Genomic DNA, 24,149 nt, shown 5'->3' with positions numbered 1-24,149 from the left:
AAGGACAAAGGATATGCACAACTCTACCCCTACAGGTAGCCAGAAGCTGGTTACCGAACTGCAACGCATTGTTGGCCGCGCCCATCTGCTTACCGAGCCTCAGCAAACGGCGCGATATCGCACAGGGTTCCGCTCCGGTCAGGGCGATGCGCTGGCCGTGGTTTTTCCCGGCACTCTGGTTGAACAGTGGCGGATCCTGCAAGCCTGCGTGGCGGCCGACGCTATCGTGCTGATGCAGGCAGCCAACACCGGCCTGACTGAAGGTTCCACGCCCAACGGCAACGATTACGACCGGGAGATCGTGATAATCAGCACGCTGCGGATGGATAAAATTCAGCTGATCGATCAGGGCAAGCAGGTGCTGGCTTTCCCCGGCAGCACCCTTTATCAGCTGGAGAAAATCCTTAAGCCGCTGGGACGTGAACCCCACTCGGTGATTGGCTCATCCTGTATTGGCGCCTCGGTGCTGGGCGGCGTCTGCAACAATTCCGGGGGGTCGCTGATTAAACGCGGGCCAGCCTACAGCGAGATGGCGCTGTATGCGCAGGTGGATGCCCACGGCAAGCTGACGCTGGTTAACCATCTGGGGATAGATTTGGGCACCACGCCGGAGCAAATCCTGGGCCGTCTGGATGATGAAACCTGGCAGCAGAATCAGGTGAAATATGACCAGCGTCTGGCCTCCGATCATGAGTATGCTGACCGCGTGCGTGAGGTTGAAGCCGACACCCCTTCCCGTTTCAATGCTGATGCGCGTCGGTTATTCGAAGCCTCTGGCTGTGCCGGTAAGCTGGCGGTATTTGCGGTGCGCCTCGACACTTTTGTCAGTGAAAAAGAGCAGCAGGTATTTTATCTCGGCACTAACGATCCCGGCGTGCTGGATGAATTACGTCGTCATATGCTCAGCGCTTTTACCCATTTACCGGTGGCCGGTGAATATCTGCACCGGGACATTTTTGATATTGCAGAAGTCTACGGAAAAGACACCTTTGTGATGATTGACAAGCTGGGCACTGACAAAATGCCCTTGTTTTTCACGCTTAAAGGCCGGGCTGATGCGCTGTTCAGCAATGCCGCGTTCCTGAAGCCCAACCTCAGCGATCGGCTGCTGCAAAAATTCAGCAAGGTGCTGCCTTCCCATCTGCCAAAACGCCTCAAGCAGTACCGCGACCGTTTTGAACACCATCTGATGATTAAAATGTCTGGCGAAGGCATTGCCGAAGCCCGCGACTACCTGACCGGCTATTTCCAGCAGGCGGAAGGCGAGTTTTTCGAGTGTACGCCGGAAGAAGGCAGTAAAGCCTTCCTGCACCGTTTTGCCGCAGCGGGTGCCGCGGTGCGTTATCAGGCTGTGCATCATGATGAGGTCGAGGATATTCTGGCGCTGGATATCGCTCTGCGCCGCAATGACCGCGACTGGTTTGAGCGGCTGCCGGCTGAATTTGATGATGCGCTGGTGCACCGGCTCTACTACGGGCACTTTTTCTGCCACGTATTCCATCAGGATTACATTGTGAAAAAGGGGGTGGACGTGCATCAACTAAAAGAGAAGATGCTGGCGATTCTCGCCGATCGGGGAGCGGAATATCCGGCGGAACATAACGTCGGCCACCTTTACCAGGCCAAACCGCAGTTAAAAGCCTTCTACCAGCAGCTCGATCCAACCAACAGTTTCAATCCGGGGATAGGTAAAACGACCAAAGCGAAACACTGGGGAGAAAGCGGTGTGCCACAGGCCAGGACCGGCGACACACCGCAGGCGATTAAGCCTCGGGATCCTTAACCACGATATTGCCGTTACGCTGTTCGACAATCATGGTCTGTGGCGTGGAGAGCACCACACCCTCTTTACGCAGGCGGGTCAGGATATCGAACAGCAGATCGCTTTTCGCCCCTGAGACCTGGCGTGGGCTGGCAACGTTGCCGGTCACGGCCAGCACGATACCCGCCGGAGTCAGATCTTTGAACGAGACCGACGGCTCCGGCGTTTCCAGAATACGTTCGTTTTCGTTATAGACCTCCAGCAGCAGATCGCGAACCTGTTCAGGGTCGATATCCAGCGGGAAAGTCAGCGTGATGGTAGCCACACCCTGCGCATTTCCCATCGTCGCGTTACGCACGTTCTGTGAAATAAGCTGCGAGTTCGGCACAATAACGGTGGATTTGTCACCGAGCTGGATTTCAGTGGCGCGCACGTTAATCCGGCGGATATCGCCCTCAATACCACTGATACTCACCAGATCCCCTACTTTGACCGGACGCTCCGTCAGCAGGATCAGGCCGGAGATAAAGTTCTTCACAATCTCCTGCAGACCAAAACCGATACCCACCGACAACGCACTGACGATCCACGCCAGTTTGTTCCACTGCAGCCCCATTATCGACAACGCCAGCAGGAAGACCGTCACATAGCCGAGGTTACTGAACAGGGTGATCAGCGACACCCTCATGCCGACATCCATAGTGGTTTTCGGCAGGAAGTCATGCTCAAGCCAGCGCTTAACCGAGCGCAGCACGTAGATGCCAACCACCAGGGTAATCAGCGCGTTCAGCACATGTGCCGGCACGATGTTCATCGACTCCAGGCCTTTACCGCCCCAGAACTCGATCGCTTTCTGCACCAGTTCGATCGGTGTCGAGCTTCCGAAGGTGCCGTTTAACAGCGCCATCGCGGCGGCCAGAATCAGGAAGGTCTTACCAATCGCCGCCAGCAGCGCGGCAACCTGCGACAGATGGCGCTCATCGATGTTCAGTGAACGCTGGATGCCTTTGCCAGAGCTGTTGCTGGTAGAGAACAGGCTTTCACAACCGTCAACAACCAGCTGGCTGAGGATATAGAAGGAGCCAAAGACGATGCCCATCCAGATCAGTTCATAGCTCAGGAAGCGGGCAAGGGTTACGTAACCTATGACCAGCGCGATCATAATCGCCACGCCAATCAGCGTGATAGCCATCTGGATCAGGCCTACCAGGGTGGATTTCGCTTCCGGCTGCTCCCCTTCCAGGATCATTTTGCGGCGAACGCGGTTGGTACGAAAACTGATGCACAGGGCGGTGATGCCTATCAGCAACGCGGTGATGCCATTGGCGAAGATAGTGGTGCCAACGCTAGTGCTGGCGCTGCTGTTGAGGACTTCAATGGTCTGGAAAACAAACACCAGCGCCGCGGTCAGGGGCGGGAAGGGTTTTAATGCCGTAGCCACCTCATTAGAAATATTCGGTAAGCGCCAGGAAGGACGACGGGTGGAAAGAAACGCCCTTCCCAACCCGGCAATCAGGCCACACAGGACGCTCAGCCCGACCAGTTTATCGGCGAAATCCCGCACGTCATCCAGCACCTGGTCATGCCGGGTGAAGGCTAAATCCAGGAAGTTAAAGGCCACCACCACCGCCGCCAGGGTGGTCACGGCGGTAGCTGCCGCCAGGAAACTACGGCGCAGACGCCCTTCCGGCAGCAGATGGATACCGACCCAGGCCAGGAACTCTTCCAGATAGCGACGGCCCAGCGTGGCGACCAGAATGGCCGATATAATCCACAGGATAGTGCCCACGCGCCAGCCAGACTCCCAGGAGAGCGCTGCGGTGTCCTTGAGTTCATCCACAAAGGCACCGACTTTTTCGCTGTCATCGCTTTGGGTATCGAAGACCGGTGCCCAGAAACGCGGCCCGAAGATACTGCCGGCATTCAGCGCCAGCTGGGTTTTAAGCGCGTCGCGTCGCAGGTTGATGATCTGGGCAGAAAGATTGATTGAACCGCTTTTGATCGCCTCAGCCTGCCTGACCTGATCGTCCATTTTGCTTTTCTGGTTGATCAGATTTTTGCGTTTGCTGGTGACTTCTGAGGTCTCTTTCACGCCGCTTTCAGGTTTGGGCGCCGGACCCAGCACATCCAGCTGGGCCTGAAGCTGGGCACGTTGCGGGATAATGCCCTGCATCAGGGTATCGGCATCGCCCGAGAGCTCAAGCGCCATGTCATTCAGGGCGCTGAGTTTACTGTCGTTGCTCTCGCCAGAAACCTGCTGCTTAATTTTATCCAGCACTTTCTGCATTTTCGGCAGTTCAACCGCCGCGTTGACCTTAACGGGCGCGTCGGCGGATTGCTGGCTGTTATCGTCAGCCGCCTGCGCCATCACCGGAGAGAACAGGGTGAGGGCGAACAGGCAGAGGCTGAAGCGTAAAAAAGTTAATAACGTCGACATGAAAATTTCCAGGTATCAGACCAGGCCGGGCAATTCCGGCAGCCTGCGCAAGTCTAAGCGTTTGCCCGGCCCGACACTATAGGATTCAGTAACGATAATTACTCAACGATTTCGGTGGTACTGCCGGTGCTGGCCATCTCAGCCGCTTTCTGCTTTTTATAGCTCAGCGCCGCTGCCGGGACCGGCGAGATTTTACCGGTTTCAATCCAGCTACGCAGACGATTGGCATCGGCAAAATGGGTGTACTTGCCAAAGGCATCCATAACGACCAGAGCGACCTGACGCTGTTTGATCGTCGTGCGCATCACCAGGCAATGCCCTGCTTCATTGGTGAAGCCGGTTTTGGTTAGCTGGATGTTCCAGTCAGGCCGGTAAACCAGATGGTTAGTGTTGCGGAAAGGCAGCGTGTAGTTCGGGCTTTTAAACACCGCCATATCTTCATGCGTGGTGCTCAACTCGCCGATCAGCGGATAGCTTTTGGTGGCAATCAGCAGTTTCGTCAGATCGCGCGCCGTGGAGACGTTTTGCGTCGATAATCCCGTGGGCTCAACATAGTGGGTATGGCTCATGCCCAGCGCCCGCGCTTTGGCATTCATCGCGCGGATAAACGCATCGTAGCCTCCCGGATAGTGGTGCGCCAGGCTGGCGGCCGCCCGGTTTTCGGAAGACATTAAGGCCAGCAGCATCATATTTTTGCGGCTGATTTCACTGTTCAGACGCACGCGGGAATAGACGCCACGCATCTCCGGCGTATGGCTGATATCCACATTCAACATCTCATCCATTGGCAGGTGCGCATCCAGCGTCACCATCACCGTCATCAGTTTGGTAATGGAGGCCATAGGGCGCACCAGGTCCGGATGACTGGCGAAGAGGATTTTATTGGTATTCAGATCGACAATCATCGCGCTGCCGGAAGCGATCTGCGGCTGAACGATAGGGGCAACATCCGCCAGACGCGGAGCGGCAACAGCCTGATGCAGGCAGGCCTGACCAGTGAAAAGCAAAGCCAAACTCAGAAGAGACAAGCGAATTTTTGCGGGCATCTTAAACTTAACCGGGAAGTGATTCAGGTGCGGAATTTCCGCACGTTGCCGCCGCGTAAAACCAGGCCTCGCGGGGGCTGACAGCGCATCATACCCTTGCGGTTAAGTTTTTTCCTGGGAGATTTTGTTTCTGATGATGAATGGAAAGCCGCCGGCGTTCCGGCGGCTGAAAGCGTCAGAAAAGTCGGTATCCGTAGCCCCAGAGCACGACGGTCATGGCCAGCAGAACTTCCAGCACCAGCACCCCGATAGCAAGGGTTGAGCCGGAGAAGCGCAGGCTCTCTTCCCGGTCGATATTCAGGAACAGAGGAATGCCGAGATAGAGCAGATAGCCGGTATAAACCAGCGCCAGAGTCCCTGTCAGTACGCACAACCAGACCAGTGGATAGAGCGCCACCAGCCCACTGAGAAACAGCGGTGTAGCTACGTAACCTGCAAACACCGTACAGCGTTGCAGTGAAGGACGTTGAGGATAATTGCGCGCCATCCAGTGAATGACCCGCCCCATCACGGCCACTCCGCCCAGGATCAGCGCATAGAACAGAACAGCCAGCCCCAGGGCATTCATCAGCGTCAGAGCGATATTATGCTCAGCGCCTAAATCCCAGCCTATTTGCGTGGTGCCGATAAAGGCACTGAGTACCGGGATCAATGCCATCAGTAAGACATGGTGAGTGTAATGATGGGAAACCGTTTCGTTTTCCTGCTTGATATTACGCATCTCGCGATCAGGATGCGCAAGAAGTCCCCAGACATGGTTCATATCTTCACTCCTTTACTCGGAAAGCCGCAGCCAGGGCGGGGTAATCACAAGTATAAGTGGTCCCACTCTGTTTGTTTTTTATCCCGCAGGGGTTTGTGCTAATCGCTTCTATTTGCTGTGAAAAAAAACTGTTTTCCCGACAACTTTTATCGCCGTTTACGTCACAGCAGTTAGACTTAGGATTTTCTGCGCAACAACCGGGGGAGATTTTGCATATGGATGTAAACAGTCTGATTTCACAATACGGTTACCTGGCGCTGTTTATTGGCTGCATAGCCGAAGGGGAAACGTTCACGCTTCTGGGGGGGATCGCCGCCCATGAAGGGTTATTGCACTATGGCTGGGTCGTTCTGGTGGCGATGGCGGGTGGCATTGTGGGTGATACGGCGCTGTTTTTTATTGGCCGTCACTATGGCAACACCATTCTGAAACGCTTTAAAAAACACCAGAAGCAGATTGCGAAAGCCAACCGGCTGATCCGTAAACGGCCCGTGCTGTTTGTGATTGGCGTGAGATTTATGTACGGCCTGCGGATTGTCGGGCCCATTATCATTGGCGCGAGTAACCTCAAACCGCAAAAGTTTATGTTGTTGAATATCGTGGGCGCCATTCTCTGGGCCACGATTTTCGTTTCTCTGGGCTATTTGGGTGGCCAGGTGATTGCCCCCTGGCTGCACACGGTCGACCGCCATCTGAAACAGATTTTCTTTGTGGTGCTGATTCTGGCGCTGGTGTGGGGCGTGCGGATTTACCTGAAACGCCGCTCGGAAAAAGAGAAGGATGAATCTGAAGCCGAAGGGGAATAGCCGGGGCAAACAGCCACGGGGGAGCGTGCTGTGCTCTCCCCCGTAGCGGGTCAGCCCTGAAGACGCCTGCAGAAAACCACCAGCGCAGAGCCCAGGCATCGGGCTCTGTAGCCAGTGAAGTGCTGAAGGTGCTATTTCTGCATAAAATATTGCGGATTGGCCAGAGTAAACCCGCCGTCAATCACAAAGGATTGCCCGGTGGTATAGGTTGACCACTGCGAGCAGAGCCAGGCGACCATGCTGGCAATTTCACGCGTGTCGCCAGGGCGCCCCGCCGGGATCTCCGGCATGGAGACAGTCATGGCATCTTCATTACTCATCTCGTTCATGGGTGTGGCAATGGCACCGGGTGCAACCGAGTTCACCAGGATTTTGTGCGGCATCAGGCTCAGCGCCATAGATTTGGTCAGCCCGCCGAGCGCATGTTTGGCGGCGGTGTAAGCTACAGAACCAGGCAGGGGCGTATGTTCATGGACTGAGGTGATATTGATAATTCTGCCCCCTTCCCCCTGTGTAACCATATGGCGTGCGGCAATCTGCCCGCAGACAAAGGCGCCATCAACATCTACCGAGAACACTTTTCGCCAGTCTTCAAAGGTGGTTTCCAGAAAATCCGCCTTGACGTTGGTCCCGGCGTTGTTAACCAACACGTCTACCCTTCCCAGCCTGGCAATCAGCGTTTGCAGAGACTCCCCGCCCTGCTGCGGATCCGCCAGATCCAGCCGTTCAATTTCAGCTCTTCTGCCCAGCTCCCTGACCTGCTTTGCCGTCTCCTGCGCGCCTTTATCATCGGAACGCCAGGTAATGCCAATATCAAACCCCTGCTCTGCCAGCATCACGGCGCAGGCCTGCCCGATCCCGGAATCTGAAGCGGTAACAATAGCGACTTTATTGTCGGGTGAACGCATGGTTTTCTCCTCGTTATGAGTGACAGCCAGCAGCAAGTATAGAAGAGGAAATGTTAACCCGGTTGTCCCGCCGTTGTGGTCGCGGTCCGCACCGCTGCTCTTCTGTGACTATAGTTAAGCCTGTTTGTTTGGTTTTTTAACGCCGGGAGCGATATGAGTCAGGTTAAACGGAAAATAGAAGACCACGGTGTGATTGGCGATCTCCGCACCTGCGCATTGATCGCCAGCGATGGCGCGCTGGATTACCTGTGCTGGCCCGAGCTGGACAGCCCTTCCGTCTTTACCGCGCTGCTGGATGGCGATGAAGCGGGCGTGTTCAGCATCGCGCCGGACTGGCCGGATGCGCGCCGCCAGCAGATTTATCTGCCCGATACCAATATCCTGCAAACCCGCTGGCTGGCCAGTGAGGGCGTGGCGGAAATCACCGATTACATGCCTCTTTGCCGCCAGGAGGAGGATCTGCCACGGGTTATCCGCCGGGTGAAGATGGTGCATGGTCAGGCGACTTTCGCCCTGCGCTGCTCACCGGTGCATGATTATGCCAGGGCCGACACCCGTGCCACCCTGAAAGAGGGGTCTGTGGAGTTCAGTGCGGAGGGTCAGCCGACACTGCGCCTTTGCGGCAAAGTGGATTTCTGGCTGGATAAAAACGCGGCGGAGTCCTCCTTCAGCCTGAAGGCGGGCGAACACCGCGAATTTATTCTTGGCAGCGCCGACGATGAGCACCTTGATGATGAGAGCAGCGGCGAGTGTTTCCAGCAAACGCTGAATTACTGGCGCCACTGGAGCGCGAAAAGTAACTATCGCGGCCGCTGGCAGGAGATGGTCAACCGTTCCGCGCTGGCGTTGAAGCTGCTGACCTCCTGGAAGCATGGCTCAATTGCGGCAGCGGCCACCTTTGGGCTTCCGGAAGAGCCTGGCGGCAGCCGTAACTGGGATTACCGCGCCTCCTGGCTGCGTGACGCCTCCTTCAGCATGTATGCCCTGATGCGTCTTGGCTATGTTGAGGAGGCCAAACACTTTACCCACTGGGTAGGCCGCTGCGTGGAAAACAGCCATCACGACGTGGAAAAACTTCAGGTGATGTACCGGCTGGACAGCGGCACTGAACTGCACGAAAGCGAGCTGCTGAATCTGTCGGGCTATGCCAATTCGACGCCGGTCAGGATAGGTAACGATGCCTGGAGGCAAACGCAGCTGGATATCTACGGCGAGCTGATGGATGCGGTCTATTTAGCCAATAAGTATGGCGAGGCGATATCCCATCGCGGCTGGGCACACGTCAGCAAGATGATTGATTTTGTCAGTGAGAACTGGAACCAGCCCGACGCCGGGATCTGGGAAATGCGCGGAGAGCCGCAACATTTTCTGCACTCCAGGCTGATGTGCTGGGTGGCGCTGGATCGGGCGGTGCGCCTTGGCGAGAAGCGCTCGCTCTCTTTCCCCTATGAGCGCTGGTGTAAGGCCAGGGATGAGATCCGCGAAGACATCTGGAGCAATTTCTGGAATGAAGAGCGCGGCCATTTTGTTGCCACCCGGCAGGGCGAGTTTGTGGATGCCTCCATGCTTCTGATGCCGCTGGTGCGCTTTGTGGGGGCGACCGACCCGGACTGGCTGGCAACGCTGGATACGATCAAAGAGAAGCTGGTAAGCGATGGACTGGTGCGGCGCTACAATCTTTCGGAGACGCCCGCCGACGGTCTGGAGGGTGATGAAGGGGCCTTTACCGCCTGTTCTTTCTGGTACGTTGAGTGTCTGGCGCGGGCGGGACGGGTGCAGGAAGCCCATTTCGAGTTTGAAAAGCTGCTGCGCTATGCCAATCCGCTGGGATTATATGCCGAAGAGTTTGACCGTCAGGGCTATGCGCTGGGCAATACGCCGCAGGCTTTAAGCCATCTGGCGCTGATCAGCGCGGCATTTTTCCTCAATCGTAAGCTGAGTGGCGAGGATCCTTTATGGCAACCCTGAGGGATAATCGCAGGCTGGTGCCCCGCCAGGCCCGGTTTCGTTGACCATTTTGCGTAAAGTTAGTTCAACTGTTACAAATCCTGGTTTATTCCTGATCCATTATGACCATATAATGTGCAGCCGGTTGGACCCGACCGGCACTGGCATTTTTATCCACCGTTTACAGGCGCTTCAGTTTAAAGAATATGAAAAAGAGCATTCGCGCGTTAGCCACTTTAGTCCTGGCCGTGACGGCATACAGCCAGTCAGCCTCTGCCGTAGTTTATTCCCTGCCAGCGGCCAACAGCCGTCTGCTGGGAGAGAACTTAGAAATCACCGTGCCTCAGGACAGTAAACTTCCGCTGGAAGCCTTTGCTGCACAGTACCAGATGGGCCTGAGCAATATTCTGGAAGCCAACCCTGGCGTTGACGTCTACCTGCCGAAAGCCGGCACTAAGCTGATTATCCCTCAGCAGCTGATCCTGCCAGACGCCCCGCGTGAAGGCATCGTGATCAACAGCGCCGAGATGCGCCTTTATTACTATCCGAAAGGCACCAAAACCGTGGTTGTGCTGCCGGTTGGCGTGGGCGAACTGGGCAAAGATACCCCAATCAACTGGACGACGGCGGTTGAGCGTAAGAAAGATGGCCCAACCTGGACACCGACCAAAAAGATGCACGAAGAGTCCGTGGCTGCGGGGTCACCTCTGCCCTCCATCTTCCCTGCCGGTCCGGATAACCCGATGGGCCTGTATGCGCTCTATATCGGTCGCCTGTATGCCATCCACGGCACCAACGCCAACTTTGGTATCGGTCTGCGTGTGAGCCACGGCTGCGTGCGTCTGCGTGCTGACGACATCAAATGGCTGTATGACAACGTGCCGGTTGGCACCCGCGTGCAGTTTATCGATCAGCCGATCAAAGCGTCTGTCGAGCCGGATGGTTCCCGCCTGGTGGAAGTGCATAACCCACTTTCCCAGACCGAAGAGCAGTTCAACTCCCGCGAGCCTGTCCCACTGACCATCACGCCTGTGGTGAACAAAGTGGTCAGCGATGCCAGCGTGGATACCGCCGCAATGGACAATGCGCTGAAAGCCCGTACCGGGATGCCAACCAAAGTGAACGGTGCTGCGGATAACGCCCCTTCAGCGCCGATTGCCGTACCAGAAAACGACACCGCCATGCCGGTGGAGCAGCCAATGACCCCGGCGACCCCACAGGGCGCTAACGTGCAGGATCCGAACGCGGCACCCGCACCGGTGGAGACTGCCAATCCAGCCAGCGCGGCTCCGGTAACGCCTGCCCAAACGGGTGAACCTGCTCAGCAGGCGCCTGCCGCAACGCCGGACGCTCAGGCAGCCACGCCTGCTGCACCAGTTGCGCCGGAAAATAACACCTTTGTGGTGCCTAAACAGCCAGGCCCGGTTTATGAAAGTGCCCCGGTGCCGGCTAAAGCCACCGCACCGGTTACTGCTCCGGCTGCTGCCAGCACCCGGTCTTAAGCCGATAGCGTGTTCAGAAACGGGCCTGATGGCCCGTTTTTTTATGCTTTTTCCCCCTCCCCAAAGCATAACGATCTCTCCCACACCGGCAATTTCAGATCCACCGCCAGCCTGAGCCACTTTTCAGCTTCATCTCTTTGTCATAAAACCTGCGTAGACCCTCACTGAGACGTCCTTCTCACCCGATCAACAGGTCACTTTTCTTTAACGGAAAGTCCAGGAGAGTTTATGAGCCAGAACAGTGCGCTTCAGCAGGGCCAGTCCGCCAGTGGACGCCTGCCCGTCTATGGCAAAAACAGCCGCTTCTCGGTATTGCTGTTTATCCTGCTGGTGATCCTCGGGATTGCTTTCGCCGGCGTTAATCTCTTCAACGATGTCAGTGACGCCGGGGGCATAGTGACCAGCTATGTTCCCTTCCTGCTGCTTGGGCTGGCGTTGCTGATTGCGCTGGGCTTTGAATTCGTTAACGGCTTTCACGACACTGCCAATGCGGTAGCGACCGTGATCTATACCCACTCGATGACGCCCAATGTGGCGGTGATGTGGTCCGGCTTCTTTAACTTTCTGGGTGTGCTGCTCTCCAGCGGCGTAGTGGCGTTTGGTATTATCTCGCTGTTGCCGGTGGAGCTGATTTTGCAGGCGGGCACCGGCAGCGGCTTCGCCATGGTCTATGCCCTGCTGTTCTCCGCCATCATCTGGAATCTGGGCACCTGGTGGTTCGGTTTACCCGCTTCCTCTTCCCACACGCTGATTGGATCGATCATTGGTGTGGGCGTGGCGAATGCGCTGATTCATGGCCGCACCGGTACCAGCGGCGTGGACTGGGATCAGGCGTTAAAAGTGGGCTATGCGCTGCTGTTCTCGCCGGTCATTGGCTTTGTCTGCGCAGCCGTGCTGCTGTTGGTGATGAAACGCCTGGTCAGAAAGCCGGAGCTTTACAGCGCTCCGCGAGGCAATAAAAAACCGCCGGCCTGGATCCGGGGCCTGTTGATCCTCACCTGTACCGGCGTCTCTTTTGCCCACGGCTCCAACGACGGGCAGAAGGGAATGGGGCTGATTATGCTGATCCTGGTCGGCACCATGCCGATTGCCTATGCGCTGAACAGGTCGATTCCGGCAGAACAAAGCCCACGCGTTGCCGCACTGGCGACGGTAACTCAACAGCAACTGATCGAATCGTCTTCAGCTACCCCTCCACCCAACGCCTATAACACCCTGACGGAGTATGTCCGCACCGGCACGCTGAATCCGGGCGTGCTTCCGGCGCTGGCACAGATTACCGGCAACATCGGCAATCAGATCCGGCAGTACGGCACGGTGGAAAAGATCCCGGCCCAGGCGGTATCCAATACCCGAAACGATATGTACCTGGCTTCTGAAACCATCAAACACCTGAAGAGTGACGAGCAGCTTAAACTGCCCGCTCAGACGCAGCAGGATCTGGATGCGCTGAAAGTTGAGCTGGATAACGCAACCCGCTATATCCCCTGGTGGGTGAAAGTGGTGGTGGCGATTGCATTAGGTCTGGGGACCATGGTCGGCTGGCGACGGATTGTGGTCACCGTCGGCGAGAAAATTGGTAAAACGCACCTGACTTATGCTCAGGGTGCCAGTGCCGAGCTGGTGGCGATGGCCACGATTGGCGCGGCGGATGCGTTTGGCCTGCCCGTCTCCACCACGCACGTTCTCTCTTCTGGCGTTGCCGGGACCATGGCCGCCAACCGTTCCGGCCTGCAAATGTCCACCCTGCGCAATCTGTTGATGGCGTGGGTACTGACGCTGCCGGTTTCTGTCCTGCTTTCAGCCTCGCTGTACTGGCTGTTTACTCACTTCTGACCGCAGGGGCCATGCAGGCATGATGCCTGTATGGCCGGTAAAGTCACTCGGTGACGGCCTGCCTGCGGGTCATCAGCTGCAGTCTGAGGGTCAGAGCAAAGGCAAACATCACCACCACTGCCGCCGCCAGATAGATGGAATCCACCCCCCAGCGCCCAATCAGCAGGCCCGCTACCGGCCCGGTGATCCCCAGGCCAAAATCCAGGAAGGCGGAATAGAGGCCCAGCGCCGAGCCCTGGTTTTGCGGTGCCACCTGACGAATGGCTTCGACGCCCATAGCCGGGAAAATCAGCGAGAAGCCTGAGCCGGTCAGGAAGGCACCCGCATCGACCATCAGCGACGAATCGCCCTGCCAGATCATCATCAACCCCACGCATTCCATAGCAAACGAAACCAGAGAGACACGGATGCCGCCGAAACGGCCAATGCAGTTACTGAACACCAGCCGCATGGCGATAAAGCCCAGGCTGAACAGCGTCAGTGAAAACGCTGCGCCCTCCCAGCCGTGGCTGGAGAAGTAGAGAGTAATAAAGGTGGCGATGGTGCCGAAGCCCACGGTGCCCAGCCCCAGACAGAGGCCGTAAACCCAGATGCGTGAGAACACCTGACTGAAGGGAATGCGCTGCCCGACGGCCACCACTACGGCGGCGCGCCTGGTCGCCAGCCAGAAGCCAAATACCGCCATCAGCATAATCAACACCGCGAAGCCGGGGATGCCAAACAGTGAGTTAAGCATCACGCCCAGCGGCGCCCCTATCGCCATCGCCAGATAGGTTGCCACGCCATTCCAGGAGATCACGCGGGCGCTCTGTACGGTGCCCACGATATTGATGCCCCAGAGAATCGAGCCGGTGGCAGTCAGGCTCTCACCCAGCCCCAGGAAGATGCGTCCCACCGCCAGCAAAATCAGGCTGGTTAAGGGATTCGCTTCATAAAACACCGCCAGCAGGGTGAACAATCCGCTGGCCCCGCACAGCACCAGTCCCATCAGCACCACTTTTTTGGGGCCGAGCAGATCGGCATAGCGGCCGGACTGCGGGCGGCTGATCAGCGTGGCGAAGTATTGCAGGCTGATGATCAATCCGGCCATAAACGAGCTGTAGCCCAGCTGGTTATGGACATAACCCGGCAGCACCGCCAGCGGCAAACCTATGGAGAGGTAACAAAAGAAGGTGAACACCACCACAGAGATGATGCGCTTGTTTAGCTGTGCGTTGGATAATGCCGGGGTCGAAGACATGTCAGGACCAGAAAAAGTGTGTGATGTAAGTCACATCATACACTTAGCAAGCTAAGATATCCTGCGAAGAAGTGAAATAAGACGTTAACTCTGCGTTACAGGATAGTAAGTGATAAAACGCTGTATCTCGGCGGAAGTTTTCATCGCCCGGATATGAACGAACAATTCCGTAGCTTCGTTATACTCTTTGCGCAGATAGCTTAACCACTGTTTGATACGCGCCACATGATACAGCCCGGAATCGCCCTGCTTTTCCAGCTGCACATATTTTTGCAACAGTGTGACCACATCCTGCCACGCCATTCGCGGCTCATTGTATTTAATCACCCTGCTGAGATTCGGCACGTTGAGTGCGCCACGGCCAATCATCACCGCATCACAACCGGTGGCTTGCAGACAAGCCTGGGCGCTTTGCCAGTCCCAGATTTCGCCGTTGGCGATCACCGGAATAGCCAGCCGTTGACGGATTTCGCCGATAGCCTGCCAGTTGATGCATTCGGCCCGGTAGCCCTCTTCCTTGGTGCGCCCGTGCACCACCAGTTCGGTTGCGCCAGCCTGCTGAACCGCATCGGCAATTTCGAACTTCTTATCACCCGATTCCCAGCCCAGCCGGACCTTTACGGTAACCGGAAGATGATCCGGCACCGCCTCACGCATCGCTTTCGCCCCGCGATAAATCAGCTCGGGATCTTTCAGTAGCGTGGCACCGCCGCCGCTGCCGTTGACCGATTTAGAGGGACAGCCACAGTTGAGATCCACGCCCCAGGATCCCAGTTCCACCGCGCGCGCGGCGTTTTCAGCCAGCCATTCGGGATACTGGCCCAGCAGCTGGATGCGCACGAGCGTTCCGGAAGGTGTCCGGCTGGCATGGTGAAGTTCGGGGCAATGGCGATAGAAGGATTTGATCGGTAAAAGCTGGTCAACAACCCGGAGGAATTCCGTGATGCAGAGATCGTAATCGTTGACGTCGGTGAGCAGTTCGCGCACCAGTGAGTCCAGCACGCCCTCCATCGGGGCAAGTAAAACGCGCATGTCACAACCTGTCCGGAGCGTTGAAAAGGGGGATCGGAGGATCCCCCGGATGAGAAACTATTTAGGCTGGATCGGAACGGCGCTGACGGGTTTTGTTCACGCGTGGTGCCCCGCTGCTGCTGCCTTCCGGCTTGGCGCTGCGTCCGGCACCTGCAGCCTGACGACGCTGGCCGTTGCCCTGGCTACGTTCGCCACCCGCAGACTGGCCACGTTCGCCGCCTGCAGACTGGCTGCGCTCGCCGCCGTTACCACGACCGCCGCCACCCTGACCACGACCGCCACCGCCTGGCGCGCCACGACCACGGCCACCGCCGCCACCTGCACCGCCACGCTGCTGCTGGCGACCGTTCTGGATCGGCTCAGCTTTGATTGACGGGTCCGGCTCGTAACCTTCAATAGCCACTCGTGGGATCTCACGCTTCAGAACGCGTTCGATATCACGCAGCAGTTTGTGCTCGTCCACGCAGACCAGTGACAGGGCTTCACCGGTTGCAGCCGCACGACCAGTACGGCCAATACGGTGAACGTAATCTTCCGGCACGTTAGGCAACTCATAGTTGACTACGTGTGGCAGCTCGGAAATGTCGATGCCACGGGCAGCAATATCCGTTGCCACCAGCACACGAATTTTACCGTCTTTGAAATCGCTCAGCGCGCGGGTACGGGCACCCTGGCTTTTATTGCCGTGGATGGCTGCCGCGGTGATGCCATCTTTATTCAGCTGTTCAGCAAGATGGTTAGCCCCGTGCTTGGTACGGGTGAAGACCAGCACCTGCTGCCAGTTGTCACGCCCAATCAGGAAGGAGAGCAGCTCACGCTTGCGCTTCTTATCCACGAACATGACGTGCTGAGTAATCTGCTCAGAGGCGGTGTTGCGGCGCGCCACGGAAACTTCTTCCGGGTTGTGCAGCAGTTTTTCCGCCAGGCCTTTGATCTCATCAGAGAAGGTGGCAGAGAACAGCAGGTTCTGACGTTTGGCAGGCAGTTTAGCCAGCACGCGACGGATATCATGGATAAAGCCCATATCCAGCATGCGGTCCGCTTCGTCCAGCACCAGAATCTCCACTTTGGAGAGATCCAGTGCGTTCTGATGTTCCAGATCCAGCAACCGGCCCGGCGTGGCGATCAGCACATCAACGCCGCCGCGCAGTTTCATCATCTGGGGATTGATGCTGACGCCGCCAAAAACCACCAGCGAACGCAGATCCAGATACTTACTGTAATCAGAGACGTTTTCCCCTACCTGAGCGGCCAGCTCACGGGTCGGGGTTAAGATCAGCGCGCGAACCGGGCGACGACCTTTTGGATGAGGATTGTGGCTGCTCAGCAGCTGTAACAGCGGCAGCGTAAAGCCTGCTGTTTTACCGGTACCGGTCTGGGCGCTGGCCATCAGGTCGCGGCCCGCCAGAACTACCGGAATGGCCTGACGCTGGATCGGCGTTGGCTCGTTATAACCCTGTTCTTCAACAGCACGCAAAATATCGGCATTCAGGCCGAGAGAATCAAATGACATAAAATTGACTGACTCCGGATCCGCCCTGACCGCAATAAGCGGTGTAGTTTCCAGGGGGAGAATATGACGCCAGGCTTCGCCTGACGTTTGAAAGGGAGCACAAACCACGGTGCGTAAGCGGCGGATTATAACAGATGTTGCGCCAGCACAGAGAGATATTCTTTTCAGGGGGAAAATCGTGCGGGGGCGGGATAAAGAACAGGCCACTTTCGTGGCCTGCAGTGCTTAGCGGTGACGCTGGCGAGCGGGAACAGGCTCTTTAGCCAGCAATGAGACCACACAGGGTCCGGTCAGCATCAGCACACCAACAACCCCCAGTAGCAGGTTGTTGTGGATCACGCGGGAGAGCATAAAGAGCACCAGCATGGCCGCGCCAAAATAGTACGTGGTGGTGGCATCTTCAAGGAAGTCCCCTACCCGGCGCAGACGTGGCAGCCGCTGAGTCAACAGCATTGCGATAAACACGCTGGCATACATCGCCAGTAAAACCGTGCTGACCTGCAGCAGTGCCTGGTGCTTCCAACCCCACACCAGCCCTGCGATCAGCAGAAGATGGAGCGTGATATGTACACAGGTTTGTCCGGTGACAATCTGAATACGGTTAGACCATTTCATTTTCTTCTCCTGGCAGACCCAACAGAGGTCGCCCAGCCTTGTTAACACAGTAAGTGATAACGAATTTCCTCAGACTAACTTAGTTTTCGGATAATGCCTTAAAGAACGCGGTTTCAGGGCACTCTTTTGTGACAAAGACTACACTTTACTCTTCACAGGTGAAAAGGAGAGCGCGCACAGTATGTCACAAAAATCCCAGGGATTTTCATTAAAAGTCCTGACGATCAATACGCACAAGGGTTTTGCAGCCTTCAATCGCCGTTTTATCCTGCCAGAACTGCGTGAGGCCGTCAGGGCAACTTCAGCTGATATTGTTTTTTTACAAGAGGTGATGGGCACCCACGCCGTTAACCAGGAGCAGGTTGAGAACTGGCCGGAAACACCTCATTACGAATTTCTCGCTGACACCATGTGGAACGATTTTGCCTATGGCAGAAACGCGGTTTACCCGGAAGGGCATCACGGTAATGCCATCATGTCCCGCTTCCCGATCGTGGAATTTGAAAACCTGGATATCTCCGTGGAGGGCACGGAGAAACGGGGGCTGCTGCATTGCCAGGTGAAAATCCCCCATCAGGATCAGACCGTTCACGCTATATGCGTGCATCTTGGCTTAAAAGATGCCCACCGACGTGCTCAGTTAAATTTGCTGTGCGACCTGGTCAACAGTCTGCCCGCAGGCGCACCTGTAGTTGTGGCGGGTGATTTCAATGACTGGCAGCAAAAAGCCAATGCCATATTAAAGAAAGGAGCCGCTATGGAAGAGGTCTTCAGCCGTAAATTTGGCCGCCCGGCGCGCACCTTCCCCGCCCGTTTTCCACTGCTGCGGCTTGACCGCATCTATGTGCGAAATGCTGGCATCAGCCATCCGCAGACCATACCGCTGCGCCCCTGGTCCCACCTTTCCGATCATGCCCCGCTGGCAGTGGAGATTCACCTATGAACATGGAATGGCGTGACGGTAACCGCCTGCGCCTGCTGGAAAATGGCGAAGAGTATTTTCCACGGGTGTTTGAGGCTATCCGGCGGGCGCGCGAAAGCGTCATGCTGGAAACTTTTATCTTATTTGAAGATGAAGTGGGTAACGAGCTGCATGAAGTGCTGCTGGCGGCAGCCAATCGCGGCGTGAAAGTTGAGATGATGCTGGATGGTTATGGCTCTAACCACCTCTCCACGGAGTTCGTCAACAGCCTGACTTCGGCCGGGGTTCGTTTTCTGTATTACGATCCCCGTCCGCTGGTATTAGGTATGCGAACCAATATCTTCCGCCGCCTGCACCGGAAAATTGTGGTCTGCGATGGCGTAATTGCCTTTGTTGGCGGCATTAATTATTCCGCGGAACATAACTCCAGCTATGGCGCCCAGGCCAAACAGGATTACGCCGTTGAGGTGAAAGGCCCGATTGTTGATGACATTACGCAGTACGTGCAGCAGGCGATAAACAGCGAAAATGTTACCCGACGCTGGTGGGGAGGCCGCTCGCACCGTCCGGCAAAAAACGCCACGCCTGGCGATGCCCAGGTGCTGTTTGTCTGGCGGGATAATGACGAACATCGCGATGATATCGAGCAGCACTATATTGATATGCTGCGGGATGCGAAGAAAGAGGTGATCATCGCCAATGCTTACTTCTTCCCGGGCTACCGTCTGCTGCGTGAAATGCGCAGTGCCGCGCAGCGGGGCGTTTCGGTGAAGCTGATTGTGCAGGGTGAACCCGATATGCCTATCGTTAAAGTCGGCGCGGAGTTGCTCTATAACTATCTGGTGGGAGGTGGCGTGGAGATCTATGAATATATTCGTCGCCCCCTGCATGCCAAAATCGCCGTGCAGGACGATTACTGGTCAACGGTGGGGTCCAGCAACCTTGATCCGCTCAGCCTGTCGCTGAACCTTGAGGCCAACCTGATCATTCACGATCGTACCTTTAACGAGGTGGTGCGGGGTAACCTCAACCGTCTGCTGAATGAAGATTGCCAGCGTGTGGAAGAGAGCCAGCTCCCCAAACAGAACTGGTGGCAACTGAGTAAAAGCGTGGTGGTCTTCCATTTTCTGCGGCATTTCCCGGCGATTGCGGGCTGGCTGCCTGCTCACACCCCGAAACTGGCGCAAATTTCGCCTCCTGTCCAGCCAGAGCTGGAGACCCAGGATCGTGTTGAACCCTGAAACTGAGCGAGTGTAATCCTGATGTCTGCTGCGCATTCCCGCTGGAAGTGGGTTAAAAAGATCCTCACCTGGCTGTTCTTTATCGCTGTGATTGTGTTGCTGGTGATCTATGCCCGCAAGGTTAACTGGCATGACGTGGTGGAGGTCATTTCCAACTATAACCGGTTCGCCATTCTGGCCTCAGTGGCGCTGGTGGTGGTCAGCTATCTGACCTATGGCGTGTACGATTTAATCGGCCAGGCCTACTGTGGCCATAAGCTGCAAAAACGCCAGGTGATGCTGGTGTCGTTTATCTGCTATGCCTTTAATTTAACGCTGAGTACCTGGGTAGGCGGCGTGGCCATGCGCTACCGGCTCTATTCCCGGCTGGGCCTGGAAGGCAGCACCATCACCCGTATTTTCTCGCTGAGTATTGCCACTAACTGGCTGGGCTATGTGCTTGTGGCTGGCGTGGTGTTCAGCTCCGGCATGGTACCGGTGCCCTCCGGCTGGTTTATCGGTGAAGGCACGCTGAGAACCATTGGCGTGGCACTGCTGGCTTTTGTGGTGCTCTATCTGGCGCTTTGTGCTTTCTCTAAACGCCGCCGCTGGGTGGTGAAAGGGCATAAGCTGGCGCTGCCGTCGTTACGCATGGCCCTGCTGCAATTTACCGTGTCCAGTGCAAACTGGCTGGTGATGGGCACCATTATCTGGCTGCTGCTGGCTCAGAAAGTCGATTATCCGCAGGTGCTGGGCGTGTTGCTGATAAGCAGCATTGCCGGAGTGATTATCCATATCCCGGCGGGGATTGGTGTTCTGGAGGCGGTGTTCCTGGCTTTACTGGGTGGCGAGCATCTTTCTCATGGCTCAATCATCGCCGCGCTGCTGGCCTACCGGGTGATCTACTTTATCGCCCCCCTACTGCTGGCGCTGGTGCTCTATCTGTTGCTTGAGGGCAAGGCAAAAACGCTGAGGAAGAAGAATCAGCAGGATATGCAAAAGCAGACTTAGCCACGCGGGCAAAAGGGGTTTGAAAAAAGGGGGCGAATGATTCGCCCCCTTTTTTTATTAACGGCGGTTGCCGAAAATCCGCAACAGCATCAGGAACAGGTTGATGAAGTCCAGATAGAGTGTCAGTGCGCCCATGATGGAGTAACGACGCAGATTCTCTTTGTCTTCAACGTTGATCCCTTCACCGATGTTTTTCAGCTTCTGCGTGTCATACGCGGTCAAACCCACAAAGACCACCACGCCGATATAGGTCACAGCCCACATCAATGCGGTGCTTTTCAGCCAGATATTCACCAGAGACGCCAGCACGATACCAATCAGGCCCATAAACAGCAGGCTGCCCATTTTGCTGAGATCGCGTTTGGTGGTGTAACCCCAGAAACTCATCACACCGAACATGCCGCCGGTGACCACAAAGGTGCTGGCAATTGAGGAGTAGGTGTAAACAAGGAAGATACTCGCCAGGGTTAACCCGGTCAGTGCCGAATAGAGCATAAACAGCGCGGTGGCCGCCGCTCCGCTTAGCTTGTGCACCATGCCAGACAGCACGAACACCAGACCGAGCTGCACAATGATCAAACCAAAGAAGGTGATACGGTTGGCAAAGACCATCTCCATGACCGCTGGCGTATTAGCAGCAAACCATGAAACGAAGGCCGTCAGCAGCAGGCCGCAGGTCATCCAGCCATAAACCTGAGCCATATAGGTTTGCAGGCCAGCCTGCGAAACCATTTGACTGTCGGAACGTTGATATCGATCCATGATGCTCTCCTGATTCTTGAATTAACAAAGTGAACGCAGGGAAATGCAGACCCTGGTCGTGGTTAAGTCTGGCACAGGCAGGGGAAGATAAGCCAGCCCTGCCAGGGGTTTTTCAGTCAGCGTGTAGCCAGCGTTGAAACAATAATTGCACAAAGCTCTACAGCGTGCATAAAGTTTGTCCAGTTTTCGCCGATAGATTAAGCACAGGGAGATTTACCAACAGGAAGTCAATAAACGCTTCATCTCTTACACCGGGGAATCTTCCATGTCTAATCCTGCTAAGCGGAAAATGAGTACCCGCACGCTTATGCTCCTGACGGGAGCCATGACCATCACGCTGGGTTTCACCATCACCATAGGTTTACTGAGCTGGCAATCCAGCCAGCAGCAACGCAAGCTGGCTGGCGATTACCTGGGCCAGATCGCCGAAAGCAACGCGCTGAAGGTGCAGAATGACCTTGATTATGCCCGAACCGTGGCGCGGAACCTGGGACAAAGCCTGATTGCCCTGCCCGCTACCGGCATCACCGATCGCAAAGTCGGCGAAGAGCTGATGAAGTATTCTCTGAAGCAAAACCCCGACTATCTTTCCATGTCAGTGATCTTCGAAAAAAATGCCTTTGATGGCCGCGATGCCGACTTTGCTCAGCAGGCTGATTCCGCACCGCAAGGCCGGTTTGCACGTTTTGTCGATCGTGACAGCGCAGGTAATTTTAAGCTGCACAATCTGGATTCTATCTTCAAGCCTGGTCAGGGCGACTACTATCTGCTGCCGCAAAAGTCGCAGAAAGATATGCTTATTGAGCCTTACAGCTATGCCTATAACGGGGTGGATACCCTGCTGACTTCCGTGGCTGCGGTGGTGGTCGACGATAGCCAGCTCAAAGCGGTGGTCACTTCTGATATCTCACTGGCCAGCCTGCAAAAAAATGTGGGTGCCATCAAGCCCTGGCAAGGCGTGGGCTATGCCCTGTTGCTTTCACACAAAGGCCTGGTGGTCTCCAGCCCGGAGAAAGCGCTGGCGGGTAAGCCTTATAAAGGCGAGACCCACCAATTTACCACCGGGATCGTGGAGCATTTTGACAGCGTGCTCGGTGAAGATGCCCTGGTCACCTGGCGTCCGGTGACCGTCGGCAACAGCGATTTGCCCTGGTATCTGGGCATTGTTACCCCGGTGAGCGCGGTGATGGCAGAGGCCAACCGTCAGTTGACCTATGCCCTGATGATGATGGTGTTGAGCATCATTATTGTCTGTACCGTGCTGGGCGTGATGTTCAGCCGTAAAGTCGCCCGCCCTATCGGTGGCGAGCCTTCTCAGGCGGCAGAAATTGCTCTGGGCGTGGCAAAAGGCGATTTGACCGCCGGGATCCCGGTGGCGGCTCAGGATAGTCAGAGCATCTTCTATGCCATGCACACCATGCAGCAGCAGTTACGCAATATGGTCGGAGAGATTATCTCTGCCAGCGAGTCTGTCCGTCAGGGGGCCGGGGAAATCGCTTCCGGTAACCTTGATTTAGCTTCCCGCACTGAACAACAGGCGGCGGCGCTGGAAGAGACCGCCGCCAGTATGGAGCAGCTTACCGCCACGGTAAAACACAATGCCGACAATGCGCATCAGGCGACGGCACTGACGGAAAACGCCACGGACATCGCCAGCCGGGGTGAACATCTGGTGCAGCAGGTTGTGCAGATTATGCAGCAGATTGACGAGAGTTCCCGCAAGATCGGCGCGATCACCAGCATCATTAATGGCATTGCTTTCCAGACCAATATTCTGGCGCTGAATGCGGCGGTAGAAGCCGCCCGTGCCGGTGAACAGGGTCGGGGTTTTGCGGTGGTGGCGGCTGAGGTTCGCAGCCTTGCCCAGCGCAGCGCCAATGCAGTGAAAGATATTTCTGCGCTGATCGGCGAATCCACCCAACGGGTAAACCTGGGGGTTTCTCTGGTGCAGGATGCCGGAAAAACCATGCAGGAGATGACCACGGCGGTGAATTCGGTGAAAACCATTATTGGCGAGATTGTCCATGCCTCCGATGAACAGTCTCAGGGGATTGGCCAGGTGACCGTGGCAGTGAATCAGATGGATGGCGCCACGCAGCAAAACTCCGCGCTGGTGCAACAGATGTCCGCCGCTGCCGCTTCGCTGGAAGACCAGGCGCAGCAGCTGGCGCAGACGGTGCAACTGTTCAGGCTGGATGCGGCATAAGCCGAAAGCAGAGGCCGCCAGCCCCTCAGATAAAAAGTGCAGGGTCTGGCGGCCACTGATTACTTAACGGCTTTCTCCCGGATAGCAGGTTCTGCTTCAGCCTTGAGGGTAATCTCCGGCACTTCACCGAAGGTTACCTTAGTTTTTTTCAGGCGCTCTGCCAGCGCTTCCGTGAGCCTCATTTCAGGGGCGACAGCCAGTGCGGTGTGAAGAGGCATGATGGCCTGCAGATTTTTTTCCTTGCGCAGTTTTTCAGACTCAACAAGCAATACGTTTTGCACTGCCTCACGAGCCTTGTTTTGCTCAGCCTGCCACTGCACCTGAAGGATCTGTTGATCGGCCTGGCTGGCCTGAACGACCTTTTCCTGCGGCAGCTCTTTGTAACGCGCCTGGGCCAGTGCCATGCCTTTGTCCAGCGCGGCCTTGACCTGCATCAGGTGAGCCTGCTCCTGCTCGCGAAGCCCTGACTGCACAACTACCTGTTCAATACTGGCATATTTAATCATTCCTGCTTTTTCTCCCTGATCCCTGCAGCCCGTTATCAGGCCTGTCAGCAACACTGGCAACAGCCAGTGCAGACTTTTCCTTTTCATATTACTGCTCCTTTTACGCGGAAGCCCT

The 24,149-nt window shown here is 56.2% G+C and carries 19 protein-coding genes; 9 read left to right on the top strand and 10 right to left on the bottom strand.

Annotated elements, in window-relative coordinates; translation table 11 throughout:
- Positions 1-13 precede the first annotated feature (13 nt).
- Complete coding sequence (gene dld / locus VRC33_RS07390; protein WP_338562379.1) at positions 14-1,783, top strand: D-lactate dehydrogenase; 1,770 nt, start codon at positions 14-16, stop codon at positions 1,781-1,783.
- Here dld and VRC33_RS07385 read toward each other — a convergent pair.
- From VRC33_RS07385 to VRC33_RS07375, 3 genes are all read right to left on the bottom strand, one after another.
- Positions 1,764-4,199 (bottom strand): DUF3772 domain-containing protein, encoded by a 2,436-nt coding sequence (locus tag VRC33_RS07385; RefSeq protein ID WP_338562376.1) that lies wholly within the window; start codon positions 4,197-4,199, stop codon positions 1,764-1,766. The two genes, dld and VRC33_RS07385, sit on opposite strands and share 20 nt — an antisense overlap.
- A gap of 98 nt (positions 4,200-4,297) precedes the next feature.
- Entirely contained in the window at positions 4,298-5,245 is a 948-nt protein-coding gene (gene pbpG / locus VRC33_RS07380) for a D-alanyl-D-alanine endopeptidase (RefSeq protein WP_338562374.1), read from the bottom strand.
- Positions 5,246-5,420: 175 nt separating this feature from the next.
- Positions 5,421-6,008 carry a Yip1 family protein gene (locus VRC33_RS07375; protein WP_338562372.1) on the bottom strand — a complete coding sequence of 196 codons (588 nt, stop codon included), beginning with the start codon at positions 6,006-6,008 and terminating at the stop codon, positions 5,421-5,423.
- A gap of 209 nt (positions 6,009-6,217) precedes the next feature.
- Between VRC33_RS07375 and VRC33_RS07370 the strand changes: the two genes are divergently transcribed.
- A complete protein-coding gene (locus VRC33_RS07370) occupies positions 6,218-6,814 on the top strand; it encodes a DedA family protein (RefSeq protein WP_338562370.1) in 597 nt (198 codons plus the stop codon).
- A 131-nt stretch (positions 6,815-6,945) separates the two neighbouring features.
- Here the strand turns inward: VRC33_RS07370 and VRC33_RS07365 are convergent, their stop codons facing one another.
- Positions 6,946-7,722: an SDR family oxidoreductase gene (locus VRC33_RS07365; RefSeq protein WP_338562368.1), complete on the bottom strand. Its 777-nt coding sequence runs from the start codon at positions 7,720-7,722 to the stop codon at positions 6,946-6,948.
- A gap of 153 nt (positions 7,723-7,875) precedes the next feature.
- Between VRC33_RS07365 and VRC33_RS07360 the strand changes: the two genes are divergently transcribed.
- From VRC33_RS07360 to VRC33_RS07350, 3 genes are all read left to right on the top strand, one after another.
- Positions 7,876-9,690: a glycoside hydrolase family 15 protein gene (locus VRC33_RS07360; protein ID WP_338562366.1), complete on the top strand. Its 1,815-nt coding sequence runs from the start codon at positions 7,876-7,878 to the stop codon at positions 9,688-9,690.
- Positions 9,691-9,875: 185 nt separating this feature from the next.
- Complete coding sequence (locus tag VRC33_RS07355; protein WP_338562364.1) at positions 9,876-11,171, top strand: L,D-transpeptidase family protein; 1,296 nt, start codon at positions 9,876-9,878, stop codon at positions 11,169-11,171.
- Positions 11,172-11,399: 228 nt separating this feature from the next.
- Complete coding sequence (locus VRC33_RS07350; protein WP_338562362.1) at positions 11,400-13,007, top strand: inorganic phosphate transporter; 1,608 nt, start codon at positions 11,400-11,402, stop codon at positions 13,005-13,007.
- A 43-nt stretch (positions 13,008-13,050) separates the two neighbouring features.
- Here VRC33_RS07350 and VRC33_RS07345 read toward each other — a convergent pair whose 3' ends face one another.
- The 4 genes from VRC33_RS07345 to VRC33_RS07330 form a co-directional block, all read right to left on the bottom strand.
- Positions 13,051-14,247 carry an MFS transporter gene (locus VRC33_RS07345; RefSeq protein WP_338562360.1) on the bottom strand — a complete coding sequence of 399 codons (1,197 nt, stop codon included), beginning with the start codon at positions 14,245-14,247 and terminating at the stop codon, positions 13,051-13,053.
- Between the two features lie 84 nt (positions 14,248-14,331).
- Positions 14,332-15,279, bottom strand: coding sequence for a tRNA dihydrouridine(16) synthase DusC (gene dusC / locus VRC33_RS07340; protein WP_338562358.1), 948 nt, complete (start codon positions 15,277-15,279; stop codon positions 14,332-14,334).
- Between the two features lie 61 nt (positions 15,280-15,340).
- Positions 15,341-16,792, bottom strand: a complete 1,452-nt coding sequence (gene rhlE / locus VRC33_RS07335) for an ATP-dependent RNA helicase RhlE (protein ID WP_338562356.1) — start codon at positions 16,790-16,792, stop codon at positions 15,341-15,343.
- Between the two features lie 225 nt (positions 16,793-17,017).
- A complete protein-coding gene (locus VRC33_RS07330; protein ID WP_338562351.1) occupies positions 17,018-17,407 on the bottom strand; it encodes a YbhQ family protein in 390 nt (129 codons plus the stop codon).
- A gap of 181 nt (positions 17,408-17,588) precedes the next feature.
- Between VRC33_RS07330 and VRC33_RS07325 the strand changes: the two genes are divergently transcribed.
- The 3 genes from VRC33_RS07325 to VRC33_RS07315 are packed head-to-tail and all read left to right on the top strand — an operon-like array spanning position 17,589 to position 20,560.
- Positions 17,589-18,350, top strand: a complete 762-nt coding sequence (locus tag VRC33_RS07325) for an endonuclease/exonuclease/phosphatase family protein (protein WP_338562348.1) — start codon at positions 17,589-17,591, stop codon at positions 18,348-18,350.
- Positions 18,347-19,570: a cardiolipin synthase ClsB gene (gene clsB / locus VRC33_RS07320; protein ID WP_338562346.1), complete on the top strand. Its 1,224-nt coding sequence runs from the start codon at positions 18,347-18,349 to the stop codon at positions 19,568-19,570. Before VRC33_RS07325 ends, clsB begins: the two co-directional genes overlap by 4 nt.
- A 21-nt stretch (positions 19,571-19,591) precedes the next feature.
- Positions 19,592-20,560 carry a lysylphosphatidylglycerol synthase domain-containing protein gene (locus tag VRC33_RS07315; protein ID WP_338562344.1) on the top strand — a complete coding sequence of 323 codons (969 nt, stop codon included), beginning with the start codon at positions 19,592-19,594 and terminating at the stop codon, positions 20,558-20,560.
- A gap of 57 nt (positions 20,561-20,617) precedes the next feature.
- On the opposite strand, the gene VRC33_RS07310 is transcribed toward VRC33_RS07315, so the two are convergent.
- Positions 20,618-21,322, bottom strand: a complete 705-nt coding sequence (locus VRC33_RS07310) for a Bax inhibitor-1/YccA family protein (RefSeq protein WP_338562342.1) — start codon at positions 21,320-21,322, stop codon at positions 20,618-20,620.
- Positions 21,323-21,587: 265 nt separating this feature from the next.
- Between VRC33_RS07310 and VRC33_RS07305 the strand changes: the two genes are divergently transcribed.
- Positions 21,588-23,528, top strand: a complete 1,941-nt coding sequence (locus tag VRC33_RS07305; protein ID WP_338562339.1) for a methyl-accepting chemotaxis protein — start codon at positions 21,588-21,590, stop codon at positions 23,526-23,528.
- Between the two features lie 59 nt (positions 23,529-23,587).
- On the opposite strand, the gene VRC33_RS07300 is transcribed toward VRC33_RS07305, so the two are convergent.
- Complete coding sequence (locus tag VRC33_RS07300) at positions 23,588-24,121, bottom strand: hypothetical protein (protein WP_338562336.1); 534 nt, start codon at positions 24,119-24,121, stop codon at positions 23,588-23,590.
- Between the last annotated feature and the right edge of the window lie 28 nt (positions 24,122-24,149).

The organism is Erwinia sp. E_sp_B01_1 (assembly GCF_036865545.1).
Lineage (GTDB): Bacteria > Pseudomonadota > Gammaproteobacteria > Enterobacterales > Enterobacteriaceae > Erwinia.
The sequence above is the reverse complement of the archived record's forward strand: the minus strand, read 5'-3'. Positions and strand labels throughout refer to the sequence as shown.

Coding starts and splice junctions, on each gene's coding strand:
- dld (WP_338562379.1), top strand. CDS start 14: ATGCACAACTCTACCCCTACAGGTAGCCAGAAGCTGGTTACCGAACTG.
- VRC33_RS07385 (WP_338562376.1), bottom strand. CDS start 4,199: ATGTCGACGTTATTAACTTTTTTACGCTTCAGCCTCTGCCTGTTCGCC.
- pbpG (WP_338562374.1), bottom strand. CDS start 5,245: ATGCCCGCAAAAATTCGCTTGTCTCTTCTGAGTTTGGCTTTGCTTTTC.
- VRC33_RS07375 (WP_338562372.1), bottom strand. CDS start 6,008: ATGAACCATGTCTGGGGACTTCTTGCGCATCCTGATCGCGAGATGCGT.
- VRC33_RS07365 (WP_338562368.1), bottom strand. CDS start 7,722: ATGCGTTCACCCGACAATAAAGTCGCTATTGTTACCGCTTCAGATTCC.
- VRC33_RS07360 (WP_338562366.1), top strand. CDS start 7,876: ATGAGTCAGGTTAAACGGAAAATAGAAGACCACGGTGTGATTGGCGAT.
- VRC33_RS07355 (WP_338562364.1), top strand. CDS start 9,876: ATGAAAAAGAGCATTCGCGCGTTAGCCACTTTAGTCCTGGCCGTGACG.
- VRC33_RS07350 (WP_338562362.1), top strand. CDS start 11,400: ATGAGCCAGAACAGTGCGCTTCAGCAGGGCCAGTCCGCCAGTGGACGC.
- VRC33_RS07345 (WP_338562360.1), bottom strand. CDS start 14,247: ATGTCTTCGACCCCGGCATTATCCAACGCACAGCTAAACAAGCGCATC.
- dusC (WP_338562358.1), bottom strand. CDS start 15,279: ATGCGCGTTTTACTTGCCCCGATGGAGGGCGTGCTGGACTCACTGGTG.
- rhlE (WP_338562356.1), bottom strand. CDS start 16,792: ATGTCATTTGATTCTCTCGGCCTGAATGCCGATATTTTGCGTGCTGTT.
- VRC33_RS07330 (WP_338562351.1), bottom strand. CDS start 17,407: ATGAAATGGTCTAACCGTATTCAGATTGTCACCGGACAAACCTGTGTA.
- VRC33_RS07325 (WP_338562348.1), top strand. CDS start 17,589: ATGTCACAAAAATCCCAGGGATTTTCATTAAAAGTCCTGACGATCAAT.
- clsB (WP_338562346.1), top strand. CDS start 18,347: ATGAACATGGAATGGCGTGACGGTAACCGCCTGCGCCTGCTGGAAAAT.
- VRC33_RS07315 (WP_338562344.1), top strand. CDS start 19,592: ATGTCTGCTGCGCATTCCCGCTGGAAGTGGGTTAAAAAGATCCTCACC.
- VRC33_RS07310 (WP_338562342.1), bottom strand. CDS start 21,322: ATGGATCGATATCAACGTTCCGACAGTCAAATGGTTTCGCAGGCTGGC.
- VRC33_RS07305 (WP_338562339.1), top strand. CDS start 21,588: ATGTCTAATCCTGCTAAGCGGAAAATGAGTACCCGCACGCTTATGCTC.
- VRC33_RS07300 (WP_338562336.1), bottom strand. CDS start 24,121: ATGAAAAGGAAAAGTCTGCACTGGCTGTTGCCAGTGTTGCTGACAGGC.